The 17,921-nt window shown below is 73.1% G+C and carries 12 protein-coding genes; 4 read left to right on the plus strand and 8 right to left on the minus strand.

All coding sequences use genetic code 11. From position 1 onward, the window contains the following. Positions 1-14 precede the first annotated feature (14 nt). Positions 15-1,289: an acyltransferase family protein gene (locus ACZ6W9_RS00510; RefSeq protein ID WP_389958153.1), complete on the plus strand. Its 1,275-nt coding sequence runs from the start codon at positions 15-17 to the stop codon at positions 1,287-1,289. Here ACZ6W9_RS00510 and ACZ6W9_RS00515 read toward each other — a convergent pair. Continuing rightward, a complete protein-coding gene (locus ACZ6W9_RS00515) occupies positions 1,193-2,059 on the minus strand; it encodes a polysaccharide deacetylase family protein (RefSeq protein WP_470116471.1) in 867 nt (288 codons plus the stop codon). The two genes, ACZ6W9_RS00510 and ACZ6W9_RS00515, sit on opposite strands and share 97 nt — an antisense overlap. 300 nt (positions 2,060-2,359) lie before the next feature. Here ACZ6W9_RS00515 and ACZ6W9_RS00520 point away from each other — a divergent pair, with 300 nt between their 5' ends. Beyond that, the gene (locus ACZ6W9_RS00520) at positions 2,360-3,958 is read left to right on the plus strand and encodes a hypothetical protein (protein ID WP_470116472.1); all 1,599 of its coding nucleotides are present in this window, start codon (positions 2,360-2,362) and stop codon (positions 3,956-3,958) included. A gap of 60 nt (positions 3,959-4,018) precedes the next feature. Here the strand turns inward: ACZ6W9_RS00520 and ACZ6W9_RS00525 are convergent, their stop codons facing one another. The 7 genes from ACZ6W9_RS00525 to ACZ6W9_RS00555 form a co-directional block, all read right to left on the minus strand. Further along, positions 4,019-5,050 (minus strand): ABC transporter ATP-binding protein, encoded by a 1,032-nt coding sequence (locus ACZ6W9_RS00525; RefSeq protein ID WP_389958161.1) that lies wholly within the window; start codon positions 5,048-5,050, stop codon positions 4,019-4,021. Beyond that, positions 5,047-5,907, minus strand: a complete 861-nt coding sequence (locus ACZ6W9_RS00530; RefSeq protein ID WP_389958164.1) for an ABC transporter permease — start codon at positions 5,905-5,907, stop codon at positions 5,047-5,049. The genes ACZ6W9_RS00525 and ACZ6W9_RS00530 overlap by 4 nt, the downstream gene beginning before the upstream one ends. A gap of 5 nt (positions 5,908-5,912) precedes the next feature. Beyond that, entirely contained in the window at positions 5,913-6,734 is an 822-nt protein-coding gene (modA, locus tag ACZ6W9_RS00535) for a molybdate ABC transporter substrate-binding protein (RefSeq protein ID WP_389958166.1), read from the minus strand. An 11-nt stretch (positions 6,735-6,745) separates the two neighbouring features. Then, the gene (locus ACZ6W9_RS00540; RefSeq protein WP_362942463.1) at positions 6,746-7,156 is read right to left on the minus strand and encodes a TOBE domain-containing protein; all 411 of its coding nucleotides are present in this window, start codon (positions 7,154-7,156) and stop codon (positions 6,746-6,748) included. A 158-nt stretch (positions 7,157-7,314) separates the two neighbouring features. Next, positions 7,315-8,469, minus strand: a complete 1,155-nt coding sequence (locus ACZ6W9_RS00545) for a glycosyltransferase (RefSeq protein WP_389958169.1) — start codon at positions 8,467-8,469, stop codon at positions 7,315-7,317. 76 nt (positions 8,470-8,545) lie between these two features. Further along, positions 8,546-11,443: a CDP-glycerol glycerophosphotransferase family protein gene (locus ACZ6W9_RS00550; RefSeq protein WP_470116473.1), complete on the minus strand. Its 2,898-nt coding sequence runs from the start codon at positions 11,441-11,443 to the stop codon at positions 8,546-8,548. Between the two features lie 66 nt (positions 11,444-11,509). After that, a complete protein-coding gene (locus ACZ6W9_RS00555; protein WP_389958174.1) occupies positions 11,510-13,000 on the minus strand; it encodes an NAD(P)/FAD-dependent oxidoreductase in 1,491 nt (496 codons plus the stop codon). Positions 13,001-13,464: 464 nt separating this feature from the next. Here ACZ6W9_RS00555 and ACZ6W9_RS00560 point away from each other — a divergent pair, with 464 nt between their 5' ends. Beyond that, the gene (locus tag ACZ6W9_RS00560; protein WP_470116474.1) at positions 13,465-16,878 is read left to right on the plus strand and encodes a bifunctional glycosyltransferase/CDP-glycerol:glycerophosphate glycerophosphotransferase; all 3,414 of its coding nucleotides are present in this window, start codon (positions 13,465-13,467) and stop codon (positions 16,876-16,878) included. Positions 16,879-17,080: 202 nt separating this feature from the next. After that, a complete protein-coding gene (locus tag ACZ6W9_RS00565; RefSeq protein WP_362942484.1) occupies positions 17,081-17,908 on the plus strand; it encodes a CDP-alcohol phosphatidyltransferase family protein in 828 nt (275 codons plus the stop codon). The last annotated feature ends 13 nt before the right edge of the window (positions 17,909-17,921 follow it).

Below are 17,921 nucleotides of genomic sequence, written 5' to 3' on the forward strand. Positions count from 1 at the left end.
GTAAGTTGGGATGGGTGTCTACGAGCGCCGCCCTTCCCCCGCCCCCGCGACCCGCCTCGGGCGCCCGGCTCGCATGGCTGGACGCGCTGCGCGGCCTGGCCGCCGTCGCGGTTCTGCTGGAGCACCTGCTGCCGTGGTTCATGCCCGCCCTGCGACCTTACTGGTTCAACCTCGGGATGTACGGCGTCCTGGTCTTCTTCCTGGTCAGCGGCTACATCATCCCGGTGTCGCTGGAGGGCCGGGGTGACGTCCGGGCGTTCTGGATCGGCAGGGGGTTCCGGCTCTACCCGGTCTATCTGCTGGTCACGGCCATCGTCCTGGTCATGGCGGTGTGGCTGCCGGTCCGCGAGGAGGTGCCGCGCGACCTGGCGGGCGTGCTCGGGCACGCCACGATGCTGCTGGACGTGCTCCACATGGGTGGCCTGGCCGACACCATGTGGACGCTCTCCTACGAGATGGTCTTCTACCTCCTGGTCACCGCGCTGTTCACCGGCGGCCTGCACCGCCGGAGCGGGTCCCTGGCCATAGGGTTCGGCGTCGTGGCGGTGGCGGCCGGGCTGGTGCTCACGGGGCCGCTGCTGAAGGGCCCCTGGCCCGCCTACGCGGCCGGCGCGGTGTTCGCCGTGGGGATGTTCTGCCTGATCAGCGGCAGATTCCGGACGATCGCCGCCTGGGTGCTCGGTGTGACGGCCGTGCTGCTGACGATCTTCAGCGGCTTCGTGCCGTGGCTGGGGGCGGCGATCCTGGCCGTGATGTTCACCGGGACCGCGATCCGCCGCTGGGAGCAGGGCACCGGCCCGCTCTGGCCGGTGGCCGCGGCCACCGTACCGGTGGCGCTGGCCCCGGTGTGGTCGCCGCAGGCGGGCTGGTGGTGGGTCCAGCCCGGCGTGTGGTTCACCACGATCGCGCTCGCGGGGGCGACGTTCGCGGGCGCGATGGCCCTGCGCGAACGCCGCCTCCCCCGCTCGCTGGTCAAGCTGGGCCTGATCAGCTATTCGCTCTACCTGCTGCACCACCCCCTGCTGAAGGCCGTCTCGGCCGTCCTCGGGGACGTCCGGGCCATGCAGCCGGCGGTGCAGGCGGCGGTGTCGGTGGCGACGATCGCCGCGGCGGTGGTGCTGAGCCTGCTCAGCTACCGCTACGTGGAGGTGCCCATGCAGCGGCTGGGCAGGCGGGTGGCCCGGAGGTGGTCTCAGAGGCCGTCGGCGGGCGACTCGGCGTACTCGCCGCTGTCGCCGAGCGGCGCGTCGGACGAGAGGTCGGCGTCCTTCTCGCTGCCGGCCGGGTAGATGTCACCGGGCTTCAGGTCCTTCACGCCGCGCATGGAGGAGACCCCCACCATGTGGTAGCCCTGCTTCTTCAGCGCGTCGAGCAGCTTGGGCATCACCGTGACGGTCTGCGGGACCCAGTCGTGCATCAGGATGACGCCGTCGCGCTTGGCGTTCTTGAGCACCTCGTCGTAGATGGCCTTCTCGTTCTTGGTGGCCCAGTCGCGGGAGCCGCCGTTCCACAGCACGACCGGGAGCTGCATCTCCTTGGCGATCTCGACCACCCGGTTGTCCAGCTCGCCGTACGGCGGGCGGATCATGGTCGGCGCCTTGCCGGAGGCCTTCTTGACGACCTCGACGGTCTTGTTCAGCTCCTCGCGGATCCGGTCCTCGGACAGGTCGCGCAGGTGCGGGTGGGTGTAGCTGTGGTTGCCGATGTCATGGCCCTCGGCGACCATCCGCTTGACGAACGCCGGACGGGACTTCGCGTACTGGCCCTCCAGCATGAAGGTCGCCTTGGAGTCGTACTTCTTGAGGGTGTCGAGCAGCTTGTCGGCGTACTTTCCGGGGCCGTCGTCGAAGGTCAGCGCGATGCACTTGACCTTGGCGCAGTCCACCGGGGCGGGCTTCGGCTTGGCCGTCGACTTCGGCTTCGGCGAGGGCTTCGGCGTGCTCGCCGGGCTCATCGTGATGGTGGAACCGCTCTGTGCCGCGCTCCAGGCGACGGCCGGAACGGAGGTCAGGGCCAGCGCACATGACGTGGCCAGCAACATGCGGGCAGGAGACTTCATGAGGGGAGCTCCGGGTCAAATTGACGTCGGTTGAATGGGAATCTTATCGAGGCTCCCGATGGCTTCTGGGGTCTATGCGTCACGATGTCCTGTGAAAAGCCTTGATTTATGTCATCGAATACGTGCTTTGTGGTGATTCGGTGGGCGGATATGCCGGGAGGCGACGGGCGGACGAGCCCTTCCCCGCCGAACGGCAAACTTGACAACTCATGCGGTCACGGCCGGGTATAACGGCCCGAACTCGCCCCCGGCGTACCCGATGATGGGCACGGCCCCCCGCCCCGACGCGCTGGGAAGACGATGACGATCACTACGGCGGGGCCGCGTCCGGCCGGGGAGAGCGGGCCGGACGGCCGCGGGGCCGGCGGGGGCGGCGCGCCGGCCCGGGACCTGTGGTTCCCGCTCGCCTGCTACGCGACCGGCCAGCTCGTGCTGCTCGGCTGGTGGCTCGCCCTCCATCCCGGGCTGATGAGCCCCGACACCGTCTCCTACGTCCGGCACGTCACCACCGGGCCCTGGATCGCCACCCACTCGGTCGCCTACGACGCCCTGCTCCGGCTGTCCCTGCGGGTCGCCGGTGATCTTTCTCCGGTGACCCTCCTGCAGACGACCGCCATGTCCGCCGCGCTGACCCACCTCGCCGGCGCCCTCCGGCCGTACGGCCCGCGCCGCCGGTGGCTGGTCGCGGCGGTCGGCTGCGCGGCGCTGCTCCCGCCGCTCGGGGCCTTCACCGTGACCATGTGGAAGGACGTGCCGTTCACGATCTGCGTCCTGCTCGCCGCCGGGACCGCCGCCAGGATCGCGGCCCGCCCGCGCGGGGCGTCCCGAAAGGGAGACGGAGCCCCGAACGGCGGCACGGTCCCGGAAAGCGGCATGGCCCCGGACGGTGGCACGGTCCCGGACGGCGGCGCGGCCCCCGACGGCGGCACGGCCCCCGACGGCCGGCGCCCGCGCGGCCGGGCCTGGGACCCCCGCCTGGCAGCCCTGGGCGCGGAGCTCCTCGGGGCGGGCCTGTTCCGCAACAACGGCTTCGTCGTGACGCTGATCGCCGCCGCCCTGCTGGTCCCGCTGCTGCCGGTCGCGCGCCGGTGGACCGCGGCGGTCGCGGCCGTCGCGGTGGCGGTGCCACCGCTGCTGACGGTCACCGGCTACCCGGCCCTCGGCATCGCCCCGCCGCCGCGTGTCTTCGCGTACCAGACGGTCTTCGGCGACCTCGCCGTGGCCTACGCAGAGCGTCCGGGGCTGTTCGACCGCGGGCAGCGGGAACTGCTGACCAGGATCGCCCCGATCGAGACCTGGCTGCGCGGGGCGACCTGCCACACCGTGACACGCGTCTACTTCGACCCGGACTTCGACGGCCGGGAGGCCGAGCGGCACGTCTCGGAGGTCATGGACCTCTGGCGCGACCTGCTGGTCCGCGCGCCGGGCGTCATCCTGGACGCCCGGCTCTGCCGCGCCGCGCTCGCCTGGCGGATCGGCTCGACCGCCGGCGACCCCGGCGGGGAGCTCTACCGGTTCTCGCTGCGCGACCCGGTGCTCCCACCCGCGTGGGAGGGCACGCCGGTCGCCGCGGTCATGCGCGCCCGGCCGCTCTCCGAGGGGCTGCGGACCGCCGCGCTGACCGCCCTGGACGCGGCCGGGGCCCACCGGCTGGAATGGCTGCTGTGGCGGGGGGCCCTCTGGTGCCACCTCTGCTACGCGGCGGCCGCGCTGGCCCGTCGGCGCACCGGGAACCGGACGGTGGCCGCCGTGGCGGCGGTGATCTGCGCCCAGCAGCTCTGCGTGCTCCTCACCAACACCGCCCAGGACTTCCGGTTCATGGTGACGCCGATCATCGCCGGGGTGCTGCTGCTCCCCACGCTCCTGCGGGAGGTACGGGCCCTGCTGTCACCCCGGTGAGCCCGCGGCGCCGCCGGAGCGGACGGCGTCGCGGTCGTGGGCCGTCGCCCGATCGGGTGCTCATGCCGGGTAGGCGTGGGTCTCGGTGGCCTTGACCGAGGCCCAGACCCGCCGGCCGGGGGTCAGGTCGAGGTCGGCGACGGCGGCGGGGGTGATGTCGGCGAAGGCCGTGACGGGGCCGTCGAGGTGGACGCGGACGTTGTCGCCGTGCCGTTCGATGCCGCCGACCACGGCCTGCCACAGGTTGCGCGGGCTCCCGTCGGGGCGGCTCCGGTACAGGGCGACGGCGGTGGGCGGGAAGGCGACGAACGCCGGCCCGTCCAGCTGCTCCGAGGTGTGCAACGGCAACTCGCCGACCCTGACCCGGCCCGCTTCGGCCACGCCCCGGTACAGGTTGAGCCCGACCAGGCGGGCGACGTAGTCGGTGCGCGGGCGGCGGGCGACCTCGGCCGGGGCGCCCTGCTGGACGAGCACGCCGTTCTCGATGACGATCAGGCGGTCGGCCAGCACCATCGCGTCGAGGGGGTCGTGGGTGACCAGGACGGTGGCGCCGTCGAAGTCGGCCAGGTGGCGGCGCAGCCGGGAGCGGATCTCCAGCCGCGTGTGGGCGTCGAGGGCGGCCAGCGGCTCGTCCAGCAGCAGCAGGCGCGGCCGTACGGCCAGCGCGCGGGCCAGTGCGACGCGCTGGGCCTGCCCGCCCGACAGCTGCCGGGGCCTGGCGGCGGCGTGATCGGCGAGGCCGACCCGTTCCAGCAGGGCCGTGGCGGCGCGGCGGGCCTCGGCTTTGGGCACGCCCTGGCAGCGGGGCCCGAAGGCGACGTTGTCCAGCGCCGTCAGGTGCGGGAAGAGCAGGTAGTCCTGGAAGACCACGCCCACCGGGCGGCTCTCGGCGGGCAGGGTGTGCAGCGCCCGGCCGTCGAGGACGATCTCGCCCCGCGACAGCCCGGTGAGCCCGGCGAGGGCGCGCAACGCGGTGGTCTTGCCCGCGCCGTTCGGGCCGAGCAGCGCGACCACCTCGCCCGGCGCGACCTCCAGCGTCAGGTCCAGGGTGAAGGCGGGCCGGGTGACGACCAGGCGGGCTCGCAGGCTCATGACGCGCTCACCCACCGGTCGCGCAGACTGGCCAGGATGACGACGGAGACGGCCAGCAGGACCAGGCTGAGCACGATCGCCGCCTCCGGCTCGGTCTCCAGGGCGAGATAGACGGCCAGCGGCATGGTGCGGGTGGTGCCGGGGAAGTTGCCCGCGAACGTGATCGTCGCGCCGAACTCCCCGAGTGCCCGCGCCCAGCACAGCACCGCCCCCGCCACCACGCCCGGCATGACCATCGGCAGCGTCACCCGCCGGAACACGGTCCAGCGTGAGGCCCCCAGCGTCGCGGCGGCCTCCTCGAAGCGCCGGTCGGCGCCGCGCAGCGCCCCCTCGACGCTGATGACCAGGAACGGCATCGCCACGAACGCCTCGGCCACGATCACCCCGGCGGTGGTGAAGGGCAGCGTGATCCCGAAGGCGCTCTCCAGCCACTGCCCGGCCGGCCCACGGCGGCCCAGCACCAGCAGCAGCGCCACGCCGCCCACCACCGGGGGCAGCACCAGCGGCACGGTGACCAGGGCCCGGACCAGACGCCGGCCGGGGAAGTCCACCCGGGCGAGCAACCAGGCCAGTGGCACCCCGAGCAGCAGGCAGAAGACGGTGGCGACGGTGGCGCACACCAGCGACAGCCGCAGCGCCTCCAGCACGTGCGGCTCGGCCAGGCGCCGGCCCAGCGTGGACCACGGGGCGCGGACCAGCAGTCCGGCCAGCGGCAGCACCAGGAACGCCAGCCCGAGCAGCGCGGGCAGGAGGAGCATCCACGGCGGGCGGCCGGAGATCCGGCGGGACGACGTCGCCGGGCGGCCGGTGGAGCCGCGGTGCGGCTCCACCGGCCCGAGGTGCTCGGTGGCGGCCATGCGAATCAGGGCGCCTCGAAACCGGCCCTGGTCAGGACGTCCCTGCCCTGCTGCGACAGCACCAGGTCAACGAACTCCTTGGCCGGACCACCGGCCGGCGCTCTGGTGAGCGTCGCGATCGGATAGTCGTTGATCGCCTTGTCCGCCTCCGGGAAGTCGATCCCGGTCACCTTGCCCGCCGAGGCGATCACGTCGGTCCGGTAGACCAGCGCCGCGTCCACCTCACCCAGTCCGACCTTGGTGAGGGTGGCCTTGACGTCCTGTTCCAGGGTGACGGGGGTGACCTTGAGCCCGGCGGCGTCCAGCGCCTTGACCGCCGCGGCGCCGCAGGGCACCTGCTCGGCGCAGAGCGCGACCTTCACCTTCGCGTCGGCGAGGTCCGCGAGGTCGTCCACCTCGGCCGGGTTGTCCTTCGGCACGGCGATCTGCAGCCTGTTGCGCACGAACGTGGTCGGCGAGCCGGCCAGCGACGCGTCGGTGACCGTCTTCATCGTGGCCGGGCTCGCCGCGGCGAACACGTCCGCCGGCGCCCCCTGGACGATCTGCTGCGCCAGCGTGGCGCTGGAGCCGAAGTTGAACCTCACCGTCGTACCCGGGTGCGCGGCCTCGAAGGTCCTGCCGAGCTCGGTGAACGTCCCGGTCAGCGAGGCCGCCGCGAACACCGTCACCTCCCCGGCCCCGTCACCGGCGGCCGGAGCCGGCGAAGCCGGTGCGGTGGACGCGGCCGGCCGGCCGGAGCCGCAACCGGACAGACCCGCCAGCGCGAGTGCGACGGGCAGGGCGATCGCCCATCGGGGAAGACGCCTGAACACCGGCCTGAACACCAAAGGGGGGCTCCTCACAGGTGACCGGCCACGCGCTCGTGACCGGGGATCTCCACGACGACGTTGGTGGATTTGATCACGGCGACCGCCACCACCCCCGCCTCCAGGCCCAGGTCGTCCGCGGCCTGGCGGCTCATCAGCGACACCACCCGGAACGGCCCGGCGGCGATCTCCACCTGCGCCATCACCGCGTCGCGGATCACCTCGGTGACGATCCCGCGGAAGCGGTTGCGCGCCGACGAACGGCCGCCCTCGACCGCCTCGACCTGATCGCGGGCGAAGGCGGCCAGATCGGTGCCGTTCACCTGCCGGTGGCCGTGCTCGTCCCGCTCGGCCCGCAGCCGGCCCGCGTCCACCCACCGGCGGACGGTGTCGGAGCTGACCCCGAGCAGTGCCGCGGCCTCGCTGATCCGGAACGTCGTCACAAGCCCTCACCATACCTTCCGCACATGCCAAGCTGAATACCCGTCCAGCATCGTAATATCGGCATGATCCGCGGTTGGGGAATGGCATTCGCGAGGCTCGGTTCCCCCGTCGCCGGGGCGGGTCGTGTCTTCGGCGTCCGCCCGGTCCGCCTCCTCCGTCAGCGGTCGATCTCGTCGAACAGCGCCTCCCACCGGTCCAGGACGCGCGGCAGGAGATACTCCCGCATCCGCTGCCGGCCCCGGGCGCCCATCTTCCGGCGCAGCTCCCCGTCCGACATCAGGCGTTCCAGCGCGGCGGCGAAGCCCCGCACGTCACCGGGCCCGGTCAGGAGACCGTTGTCCCCGTCGGCCACGAGCGCGCGCACCCCGGCCGAGACGTCGCAGGCCACGGCGGGCAGGCCGCAGGCGGCGCCCTCCGCCAGCACCAGACCCCAGCTCTCGGCGTCGCTGGTCAGCGTGACGACGGACGCGTCGAGATACTCGGCCTCGACGTCCGCCACCTGGCCGCGGAAGACGATCCGGTCGCCGAGGCCGGTGGCGCGGGCCTGCTCCTCCAGGGCGGCCCGCACCGGCCCGTCGCCGACGATCCGCAGCTCCCACGGCTCGGCGGCGGACGGGGCCGCGGCGGCGAAGGCGTCGATCAGCAGGTCGATCCGCTTCGGCCTGACCAGCCGTCCCGCCGAGACGATCCTCGGAGCGTCCAGCGGAGCCGGCTCGCGGGGGAAGACGCCGACAGGGTTGGGCATGACCCCGCAGTTGGCGAGCCGGTGGCGGGTGAACGCCGCGGCGTACTCCTCGCACAGGAAGAGGGACTTGTCGTAGTGGGCGTAGTGCTTCCTGATCAGCCGGAGGTGCGGGGTGCCGGCCGCGTCCTCGTAGGTCTGGTGGTACTGGCCGATCATGGCGAGGTGCGGCATGGGCACGTCGGAGATCCAGTGGGCGGCCCACGGCGAGGCGACGACCATGTAGCCGCCGGTGACCTCCTCGGCCAGTCCGGCCAGCTTCGCCTTCGCGGCGGCCACCTCGTCCGGGGAGCGCCGGGGCCTGGCCCCGCCGCGCCGGGGGAACGGCAGCCGGCGGGCGGGCGCCTCCGGGGCGGGCGTGCCGTACAGCGTGACGTGCCGGTAGGCGGGGTCGGCGACGTAGGACTGCGGCTGCCGGGAGGGGTTGACGCTGACCAGCGTCACCGCGTGCCCGCGCTCGGCGAGTCCCTGGGCCAGGGTGTGCAGGACCCGCTGGGAGCCGCCCATGGAGTCCCCGTCGGTGCTGACGAAGAAGACGCGGCGCGGTCGTGCGGTGCTCGTCGTGCTCATCGGTCTGCCTCCGGGGAGTGCGCGGTGCTCGTCGGGCGGCCCGCGGAAGGCGCGCGGCCTGCGGAGGAGGCGCGGCTCATCGGGCGGCCTCCGGGGATCGGGTGCTCTCGGGGAAGAACGCGTCCACGACCGCGCGGGCGGCCCGCCCGTCGTCCAGGGCGCACCAGCGGGCACGGAAGTCCGCGTAGCGCTCGCCGTACCGCTCGGTGACCGTGTCGAGCCGGTTCAGCGCGGCGACGAGTTCGCCGGGGTTGCGCAGCAGCGGCCCCGGGGCGAGGCGCTCCAGGTCGAAGCAGACGCCCCGACGGTCCGTCGCGTAGTGCTCGTAGTCGTCGGCGTAGTAGAGGATCGGCCGCCCCAGGCAGGCGTAGTCGAACATGATCGAGGAGTAGTCGGTCACCAGGACGTCGGAGGCCAGCATCAGGTCGTTGACCTCGGGATAGGACGAGGCGTCCCGGACGAGGTGCCCGAGCGGGTCCGGCACGGTGAAGCGGTCGAAGGGGTGGGCGCGCACCAGGATCACCCAGTCGCGGCCCAGCTCGGCGGCCAGGACCTGCGGATCCAGCCGGATCGACTCCCCGCTGAAGCGCCGTTCGTCGCGGTAGGTGGGCGCGTAGAGGATCACCCGCCTGTCCTCGGGGACCTCGAAGAACTCCCGTGTCCGCCGCGCCCGCTCGCGCTGCTCGGGCTCGTCGTGCCGGACGAGCACGTCGGTGCGGGGATACCCGGCGCGCAGCGTCTCGCCGGTGAACCCGCTGGCGTCGCCGAAGTCGCGGCGGAAGTCCGGGCTCGGGGTGAGCAGGACGTCCCAGCGCGCCACCGCCTCGGCGTACCTCCTGGCCATGGCCGGCTGGGCGCGCAGGCGGGGGTCGTCCAGCCCCATCTTCTTGAACACCTGGCCGTGCCAGGTCTGCAGGTACCGGGTGGCCCGCCGCTTGCGGTAGCAGTACGGGAGGTTGTGGCTGTCCACCCAGTAGCGGGCGCGGGCCAGGAGCCACGCGTAGCGGAAGGTGTTGCGCCTGACCAGGACGGCGTCGCGGGGGAAGCCCGCGGTGTCGCCGGTGTGCGACCAGACGACCTTGATCCCGGTGCCGCGCCGCCGCAGCTCCTCGTAGACGTAGCGGGGGTTGCCGGTGTACGCGCCGCCCTCCGCCGACTCGAACACCGCCAGCCGCCGGTCCACCGGCGTCAGCGCGGCGGCGAGCCGGTAGAAGCGGCCCAGGTCGCGTGGGGTGGCCAGCCGCCGCGGGAGGTCCCGCCACAGCTCGGCCGCCCGCGCGAGCCGTCCCCGCCGGGGGACCGGGCCGATCCGGCGCGCGGTCAGGCGGAACGGGACGTCGGCCGACGCCTCCAGCACCAGCCGGCCGGCGGACAGGGTGCCGGTGGAGGTGAACGACAGGTCGGGGAAGGCCAGCACGGGCCGGGAGCAGGATCGCCCGCCCTCGCCGAGCGACAGCTCGACCGACTGGGCCTTGACCGCCTCCTCCGGCCAGTCCAGCGCGGACAGGTCGATCACGACCTCCCACTCCCGCACCCGGCCCGGTACGGGTCCGGCGGACGCGGCGGGTACGGCGGACACGGGCTCACCGGACGGCGCGGCCGTCGGCGCAGACGCGGCCGGCACAGACCCGGTCGACACGGGATCGGCCGACACGGACGCGTCCGGCACGGGTTCGGCGGGGAGCGCGGCGATCGTCCGTTTCCGGCCGCCGATCCGCAGCCGGGCGGTCAGCGCGCGGCCGTCGAGCACCCGGCCCGGGTCGTAGGTCCGCAGGCGGAGCCGTACCCGGTCGCCGGACGCCTCCAGGCCGGTGAGCTCGTGCCTGAGCAGCGCGGAGGCCAGCGGCTGCTCACCCAGGTGCGACTCGGTGACGTCCAGCTCCTCGCGGCCCCGCTCGGTCGCGGGGACCGTCTCCCCCCAGAAGACGCGGCCGCCGTGCCCGGTGACGGTCCGGGGCGGGATCTGCCTGCCGCCCAGCTCGACGGCGGCGACGGCGGCCTCCTCATGGCGGCCCTCGCGCAGCAGCTGCACGCACACCCGCTCGGCCCGGCTCGCCCGCCGTACGGCCGACGGTTCCAGCGTGTCCACGTACGGGACGACGATACCGGCGAACGCGGCGATCCACTCCGGGTCGCGCCGGGGCAGGTCGCCCAGGTAGAGGCGCAGGTCGTGGGAGAGGAAACGGAAGTCCTTGTCCTCCTTCAGGTCGAGGGAGCCGGTGACGGCCAGCACCCGGTCGGTGAGCTCGGCCGCCGTGACCCGCTGCCGCACGTTCTCCAGCTCGTGCCGCCGGGAGGAGATCGACGTCGTCGCGGGGGCGGCGGCGAGCAGCCACCGGTAGACCGGCCAGGGGACGACGGCGAACAGCTTGCTGTGGCAGAACAGCTCCGTGGACCAGACGATGTCCTCGTGGTGGATGCCGGTGGGGAAGCGGATGCCGGTCGCCTCCAGGAACGCCCGCCGGTACAGCTTGTTGGTGGCCAGGCAGTTGAACAGCAGCTCCGGCTCGGCGCGGACGCCGTGCACGACCCGGCGTTCGGCGAAGAGCTGGGGGTACCAGAGGGTGGTGTTCCCGGTCGCCTCGTCGACGCGCTCCACGGTGCCCATGACGAAGTCGGCGCCGGTCGCCTCGGCCTCCAGCAGCAGGCTCTTGCAGGCGTGGCGGGGCAGTTCGTCGTCGCTGTCGAGGAACATCACGTACGGTGCCGCCGCGGCGTCCGTGCCCGCGTTGCGGGGGGCGCCGCAGCCGCCGCTGTTGACCGGCAGCCGGACATACCGGACCCTCGGATCCTCCCGGGCGAGCGCCGCGGCCACCGCCGGGGTGTCATCACCGGAGCAGTCGTCCACGATGATCACTTCGAGGTTCTTGAGGGTCTGGCTGAGGACGGATCGTACGGCTCGCGGCAGCCGGGGCGCGTCGTCGTAGGTGATGACGACCACGCTGACGTCGGGAACCGTGGAACGCTGTGTCATGGATGCGAACTCCGGTCGGATGTAAGGGGGTTTGCAGGGGTCCGGTGGTTCACGGGGCGGGGCGGCTCACGGGCGCGGGGCCGCCGCCTCCACCAGGACGGGGGCGGAACGGCCGGTGCCCGCGGGGCCGCCGCCGCGGGAGGAGCCGGGGCCGGAGCGCTCCTCGTGGTACTCGGCGTCGACGTTGACCTCCCACACGTCGTGCCGGGCGCCGTCGGCGACGTTCTCCACGGCCAGCATCGCGGTGAGCATGGAGTGGTCCTGGTTGTTGTAGCGGTGCATGCCGTTGCGGCCCACCGGGTGGACCTCCGGCCACTCCACGTCGAGATACTTCCTGATCGTCTCGACGTGGTCCGCGTAACCGGCGTCGTAGACCGGATACGCCTTCGGCATCCGCACCACGTAGCCCTGGCGGACCGCGCCGGGCGTGACCAGGCCGAGCCGTTCCAGCTCCCCGGTGCCGAAGGACACGAGGTCGTCGTCGGGGGCGTCCCACAGGTCGTCGCCCTCGTTGACGAAGTACTCCAGGCCCAGGCAGGTCAGGCCCTCCCGCACAAGGTAGGGCGACCAGGAGCCGTAGTTCTGCACGCGGCCCAGCCGTACCTCGGGGGAGTGGATGTAGATCCAGTTGTCCGGGAAGGAGAACCGCTCGGGCACCACCAGCGCCACCGTCAGGAAGTCGCGGTGCCGCAGGCCCGCCGCGGCCTCGGCCACGACGTCCGGCACGTCCGGGCCGAACGCCCGGACGAGGTCGCCGAGCGGCATGGAGGAGATCAGCGCGCCGCAGCGGACCTCACGGCTGACGCCGTCGCCCAGGACGGTGACCACCGGCCCATCGGGGCCGCGGCGCACCCGCCCGACCCGGACGCCCAGGTGGACCGGGCAGCCCCGCTCACGGACCCGCTCGGCGCAGGCCTCCCACATCATGCCCGGCCCCAGCCGGGGGTAGCGGAACTCCTCGATCAGACTGGTGACGTCGGTGCCGCCCCTGCCCGGCCGCAGCGCGGCGAGCACGGCCCGGCCCAGCGAGAGGTTCCTGATCCGCTGCGCCGCCCAGTCGGCCTGGATGCTGGAGGCGGGCACGCCCCACACCTTCTCGGTGTAGGTGCGGAAGAAGATCTCGTACAGCCGGCGGCCGAACCTGGCCGTGACCCAGCCCTCGAACGTCGACAGGTCGGCGGGCGGGCGCAGCCGGGCACGGGCGTAGGAGGCCACGCAGCGCGCCGACTCCAGCGGGCCGAGGTTGCGCAGCGCGTTGGACGCCCGGAGCGGGTAGTCGAAGAAGCGGCCGCCGTAGTGGATGCGGCTCATCCTCGGCCGCAGCAGGAAGTCCTCCTCGCCGAGGATCTCGTTCCAGAACTCCTCCACCCGCGCCACCTTCGTGAAGAAGCGGTGGCCGCCGATGTCGAAGCGCCAGCCGTCGCGCTCCACGGTCCGGCTGATCCCGCCGACCACGTGGTCGGCCTCGAAGACCTCGCACGGCAGGCCCCGCCGGGTCAGCTCGTAGGCGGCGGTGAGCCCGGCGGGCCCCGCTCCCACGACGACTGTCGACTCCATGCGCTTCCCCCCGCGGACGATTTCCCCGTTCCCTGCCGATCCCGGCCGTTTCCGGCGGCCCGGCGGCCCGGCGAGTCGATCGTGTCGGACCGAGGATGATTACGGAGGGTCATCGCGACTTGCTAGGGAGTGTGCATTCTCAGCCTTGACCTTTCACCGGGAAGACGATGGACCTTCGTTGAAGAAGGCGCACAGCCGCACGCCGGCCCGGTGGCCCAGCAGGATCTCGCGCCGTCACAGTGAGCAGAAGGTGGCGGGCTGTGACCATGTCACAAGGGCCGGTACCTGAGTGAAAGCGAGTGAGAAGGAAGACGGTCAAGACTCGGTCAGCTCGCCTCCATCGCGGCCGCATTCCGTGCCCGCCGGGCCGTGGACGCGGCCATGCTGACTCGCGGACGCGGCCACGCCGGGCAGGCGGGCCGGGCGGGCGATTTTCGACTACCGGAGGACCGATCGTGGCCCTAGTGAGCGTCATCGTGCCCATCTACGACGTGGAACCGTACCTGGAGGCGTGCCTGGCGTCGGCGGCGGCGCAGACGTGGGGCGACATCGAGGTCGTCATGGTGGACGACGGCTCGCCCGACTCAAGCGCGGAGATCGCCGCCGCCTTCGCCGCCCGCGACGGGCGGTTCCGGCTCGTCCGGCAGGAGAACGGCGGCCTGGGCACGGCGCGCAACACCGGCGTCCGGCACGCCTCCGGCGAGTTCCTCGCCTTCCTCGACAGCGACGACCTGCTCCCGCCGACCGCGATCGAGACGATGGCGTGCGCCCTGCTGGAGAGCGGTTCGGACCTGGCGACCGGCAACGTGCTGCGCTTCAGCGGCCACGGGGTGCGCCAGTCGCCGATGCACCGGGCCATCTTCGCCCGCCCGGCCCGGCGGACCCACGTCACCCGCGACGACATCCTGCTCAAGGACCGGCTGGTCACCAACAAGCTGTGGCGCCGCGCCTTCTGGGACCGCAACGACCTGAGCTTCCCCGAGGGGGTGCTGTGGGAGGACATCGCGGTCGCGCTGCCCGCGCACTTCCTCGCCGAGGCCGTGGACGTGCTGAGCGTCCCCGTCTACCTGTGGCGGGAACGCGAGGGGGAGAGCACCTCGATCACCCAGAACCGGGCGCACGTCAAGGGCGTCGAGGACCGCTTCGCCGCGGTCCGCGCGGTGCGGGACTTCCTCGTCCGGACCGGGCGCGCCCGTCATCTGCCCGCCTGGGACCGGACGGTCCTCGACAGCGACCTGCCCAACTTCCTGCAGGTGCTCGACCAGGCCGACGACGGTTTCCGGCGGCGCTTCGGCGACCTGGCCCGCGCCTACCTGGAGGAGGCCGGCCCGAAGGTCCTCGCCTCCGTCCCCGCGCCGCGCCGCGTCAAGTGGGAGCTGGTACGGCAGGACCGCGTGGACGACCTGCTGCGGGTGCTGGAGTGGGAGCGGACCGCCAAGGCGAACACCCGCGTCACCGGCGGCGGCGTGCGCGGCTACCACCTCGGCTGCCCGGTGCCGCTGCCCGGCTCCGTCACCCGGATGCGCACGGAGCTGGACCTGCGCCAGCGGGTGGACGAGCTGCGCTGGCAGGACGACCGGCTGGTCGTCGACGGCCGGATCTCGCCCCGTCACCTGCGTCCCCGCAAGCGGATCCAGCAGCACGTCGCCGCCTGGCTGGTCGATGAGGACACCGGCCGCCGCGTCCGGCTCCGGGTGCGCAGGCGGCGCGGCCCGTCGCTGGTGGACACCGGCCCGCGGCGCCGCAGGGACTGGTGCGGGTTCCGCCTGGCGATCGACACGGCGGAGCTGCCCGCCGGCTCGTCGTGGCGGGTCGAGCTGCGCGTCCTGCACCGCGGCCTCCTGCGGCGCGCCACGCTGGGCCAGCCCGGCCCGGTCGCGCGGCGGCCGGTGTTCGCCGAGCACGACCGGGGGACGGTGGCGTGGACGGAGTGGACGGCCGCCGACGAGCTCAGGCTGCGCGTCGACCGGCCCGCCGCCCGGGTCACCGGGCACCGGGTGGTCGACGGCAGGCTGTGGATCAGCGGCCGGTGCGAGGACGACCTGGGCGCCGGCCCGCACCTGCGGCTCACCCGCCCCCAGGGCGGGCGCGACCGGCGTCACCCGATGATCATCTCGGACGACGGAGCGTTCGACGTGATGATCGACCTCGACGGGGTGCTGTCCGAGCGGTGGCCGGACCTCGACCCGTCGAGCCTGGAGATGAGCGCCCTGAACCCCGGGGCCGAGTGGCGCTTCGACGTCGTCCCCCAGGAGGGGCCCGCCCGGCCGCTGGTCGTCGGCGACGGCGTGGAGCGCGGCCTGCACCGCAGGCTCGGCCGCGACGTGGTGGTGAGCCGGTCGGCGTCGGGCGGGCTGGTGCTGCGCGAGCAGCGGCCGACCTTCCACGTCGAGCGGGTCCGGTGGAGCGAGCGGGGCCACCTGGAACTCGCCGGCGCCCCGATACGCCCGCTCGACGGCCCGGCGTGGCTGGTCGTCACCTCGCGCGGCCGGTTCGGCGAGCGGCTGTTCCCGATCGACGGCGAGCGTGTCACGGTGACCCCCGAGGCGTCCGAGACCCTCGGGGGCCGTCTGCCGCTGCCGTCCGGCGCGCACGGCTTCACGGTCCGCACCGCCGCGGGCGACATGAGGGTGGAGTTCCGGCAGCCCGAGCCGCTGGAGCACGCCACCGGCAGCCGCGTTCTCACCTTCGAGACCGACCTGATGTCGGAGGCGGTCCTCACGATCAGCGGCGACCTGGGCGCCGAGGGGAGGCCCAAGCAGCAGCGGCTGCTGCGCGAGGAGTTCTACCCCTCCCGACGCGCCGAGCCGCCCCGGGACGCCGTCCTGTTCGACAGCCACGGCGGGCGGCAGTTCTCCGACAGCCCCCGGGCGATCTACGAGGAGCTGCGGCGGCGCGGCGCGGACCTGGAGTTCCTGTGGTGCGTCCGCGACGGCCAGGTGGAACTGCCCGAGGGGGTCACGCCGGTCCGGCGGTACGGGCGCGAACACTACGAGGCGCTGGCCCGCTGCCGCCACGTCGTCACCAATGTCGACCTGCCCGGCTGGTTCGAGCGCCGCCCGGACCAGGTCGTGCTGCAGACCGGCCGCGGCACGCCGCTCAAGCGCGTCGGCTTCGACGTCGAGAGGATGCCGCTCGCCCGGCCCGACCACCACGAACGGCTGGCCTGGAAGGTCGCCCAGTGGAGCCACCTGGTCTCGCCGAGCCCCTGGTGCACCCCGCTGCTGCGGCGCGCCTTCCGCTTCGACGGGGAGATCCTGGAGACCGGCCTGCCCCGCAACGACGTCCTGCGGCACGGCGACGCCGCGGCGATCAGGGCGCGGCTCGGCCTTCCCGAGGGCCGCCGGGTCGTCCTGCACCTGCCGACCTGGCGCGACGACAAGCTCTACGCCAGAGGCCGCTACCGGCTGGACCTGCGGCTCGATCTCCAGCGGATGCGTGAGGAACTGGGCGGCGACCACATCCTCCTGATCCGCCGCCACCCGAACGTGGTGGACCGGGTGCCCCGGGCCGGCGGGGACTTCGTCCGGGACGTCTCCGGCTACCCGGACGCCACCGAGCTGTACCTGGTCGCCGACACGCTGGTCACCGACTACTCGTCGGCGATGTTCGACTTCGCGGTGACCGGCCGGCCGATGGTGTTCCATGTCCACGACCTGGAGCACTACCGCGATGAGCTGCGCGGCTTCACCTTCGGCTTCGAGGCCGACGCGCCGGGCCCCCTGGCCCGCACGACCGAGGAGGTGACGGCGGCGATCAGGGACGCCGCCGAGGCGGAGACGAAGTACGCGGCGCTGTACGAGGGGTTCCGGGCGAGGTTCTGCCCGCTCGACGACGGCGGCGCGGCGGCGCGGGTCGTGGATCGGGTGTTCGGCTGACGGCGCGGGCCCCCGTGGCGGTCTCCCCATGGCGGCGTTCCCATGGGGCCGGGGGCCACGTGTCCGGCGGACCGGTCCGGTCTCTCCCTTTCCCAAAGCCGCCGATCTCAACGGCGGGGGACGGTCAAGAACTGGCATGGACATCGTCCGGTAGTTACAGAGCGTAGATGTGAAGCGACCATGTGTCGCCATGCTTGGACGCATGAGGGCCTATTCGTTGAACGACGTTCACGCGACCCGCAAACGAAGAGACTCCTGGTGGACGGTGTTCCTGGTCGACCCGGTGGCGTGCAGGCTCACCCTGTTCGCCGCCAACCACACCTCCGTCACCCCCAACGGGCTCACTCGTCTGTCACTGGCCCTCGGGATGGGATCGGCGGCGTGCTTCGCGTTCGGACAGCTCGTGGCGGGGGCCGCGCTGTTCTACGTGAGCTTCACGGTCGACTGCATGGACGGGAAGATCGCCCGCCTCAAGGGGACGGGGACCGCGTTCGGCCTCTGGCTCGACTACGTCGGCGACCGCATCCGGGTCGTCTGCTGCGCCGGGGGGCTGGCGTTCGGTCAGTACGCGGCGACGGGGGAGCTGGCCTACATCCTGCTCGGCGCCGGCGTCGCCGTACTCGACCTGTTCCGCTACGTGAACGCGCCGCAGATGAAGCGGGTGCGCGAGGTGGTCAGGGAGAACCGGGCCGAGCGCCGGACAGAGCGCGAGGCAGAGCTCCAGGACGGGCTCCACCCGGTGGAGCCCCGGCCGCCCAGGCCCGCCAGGAGACCCACGCTGCGCCGCAGGGCCAACCGGTTCCTCGCCCGGCACCGGGTGCGCAGCCACCTCATCAGCGGCATCGAGTTCCACGCGGCGGTGTTCGTGGTCGCCCCGCTCATCGGGGTGGTGGCGCTGCTGCCGGTGGTCGTCGTGGCAGGGGGGCTGCTCCTGCTGAACGAGGTCTTCCTGATCCACCGAATGTGGCTCTTCGCCCGGGCGGTGCCCTCCGCGCCGCGCCCGGAGAGCATGCAGCGCGTAGCCGTCTGATCATCTTCTACGG

It is taken from the genome of Streptosporangium sp. NPDC053982 (genome assembly GCF_055585205.1).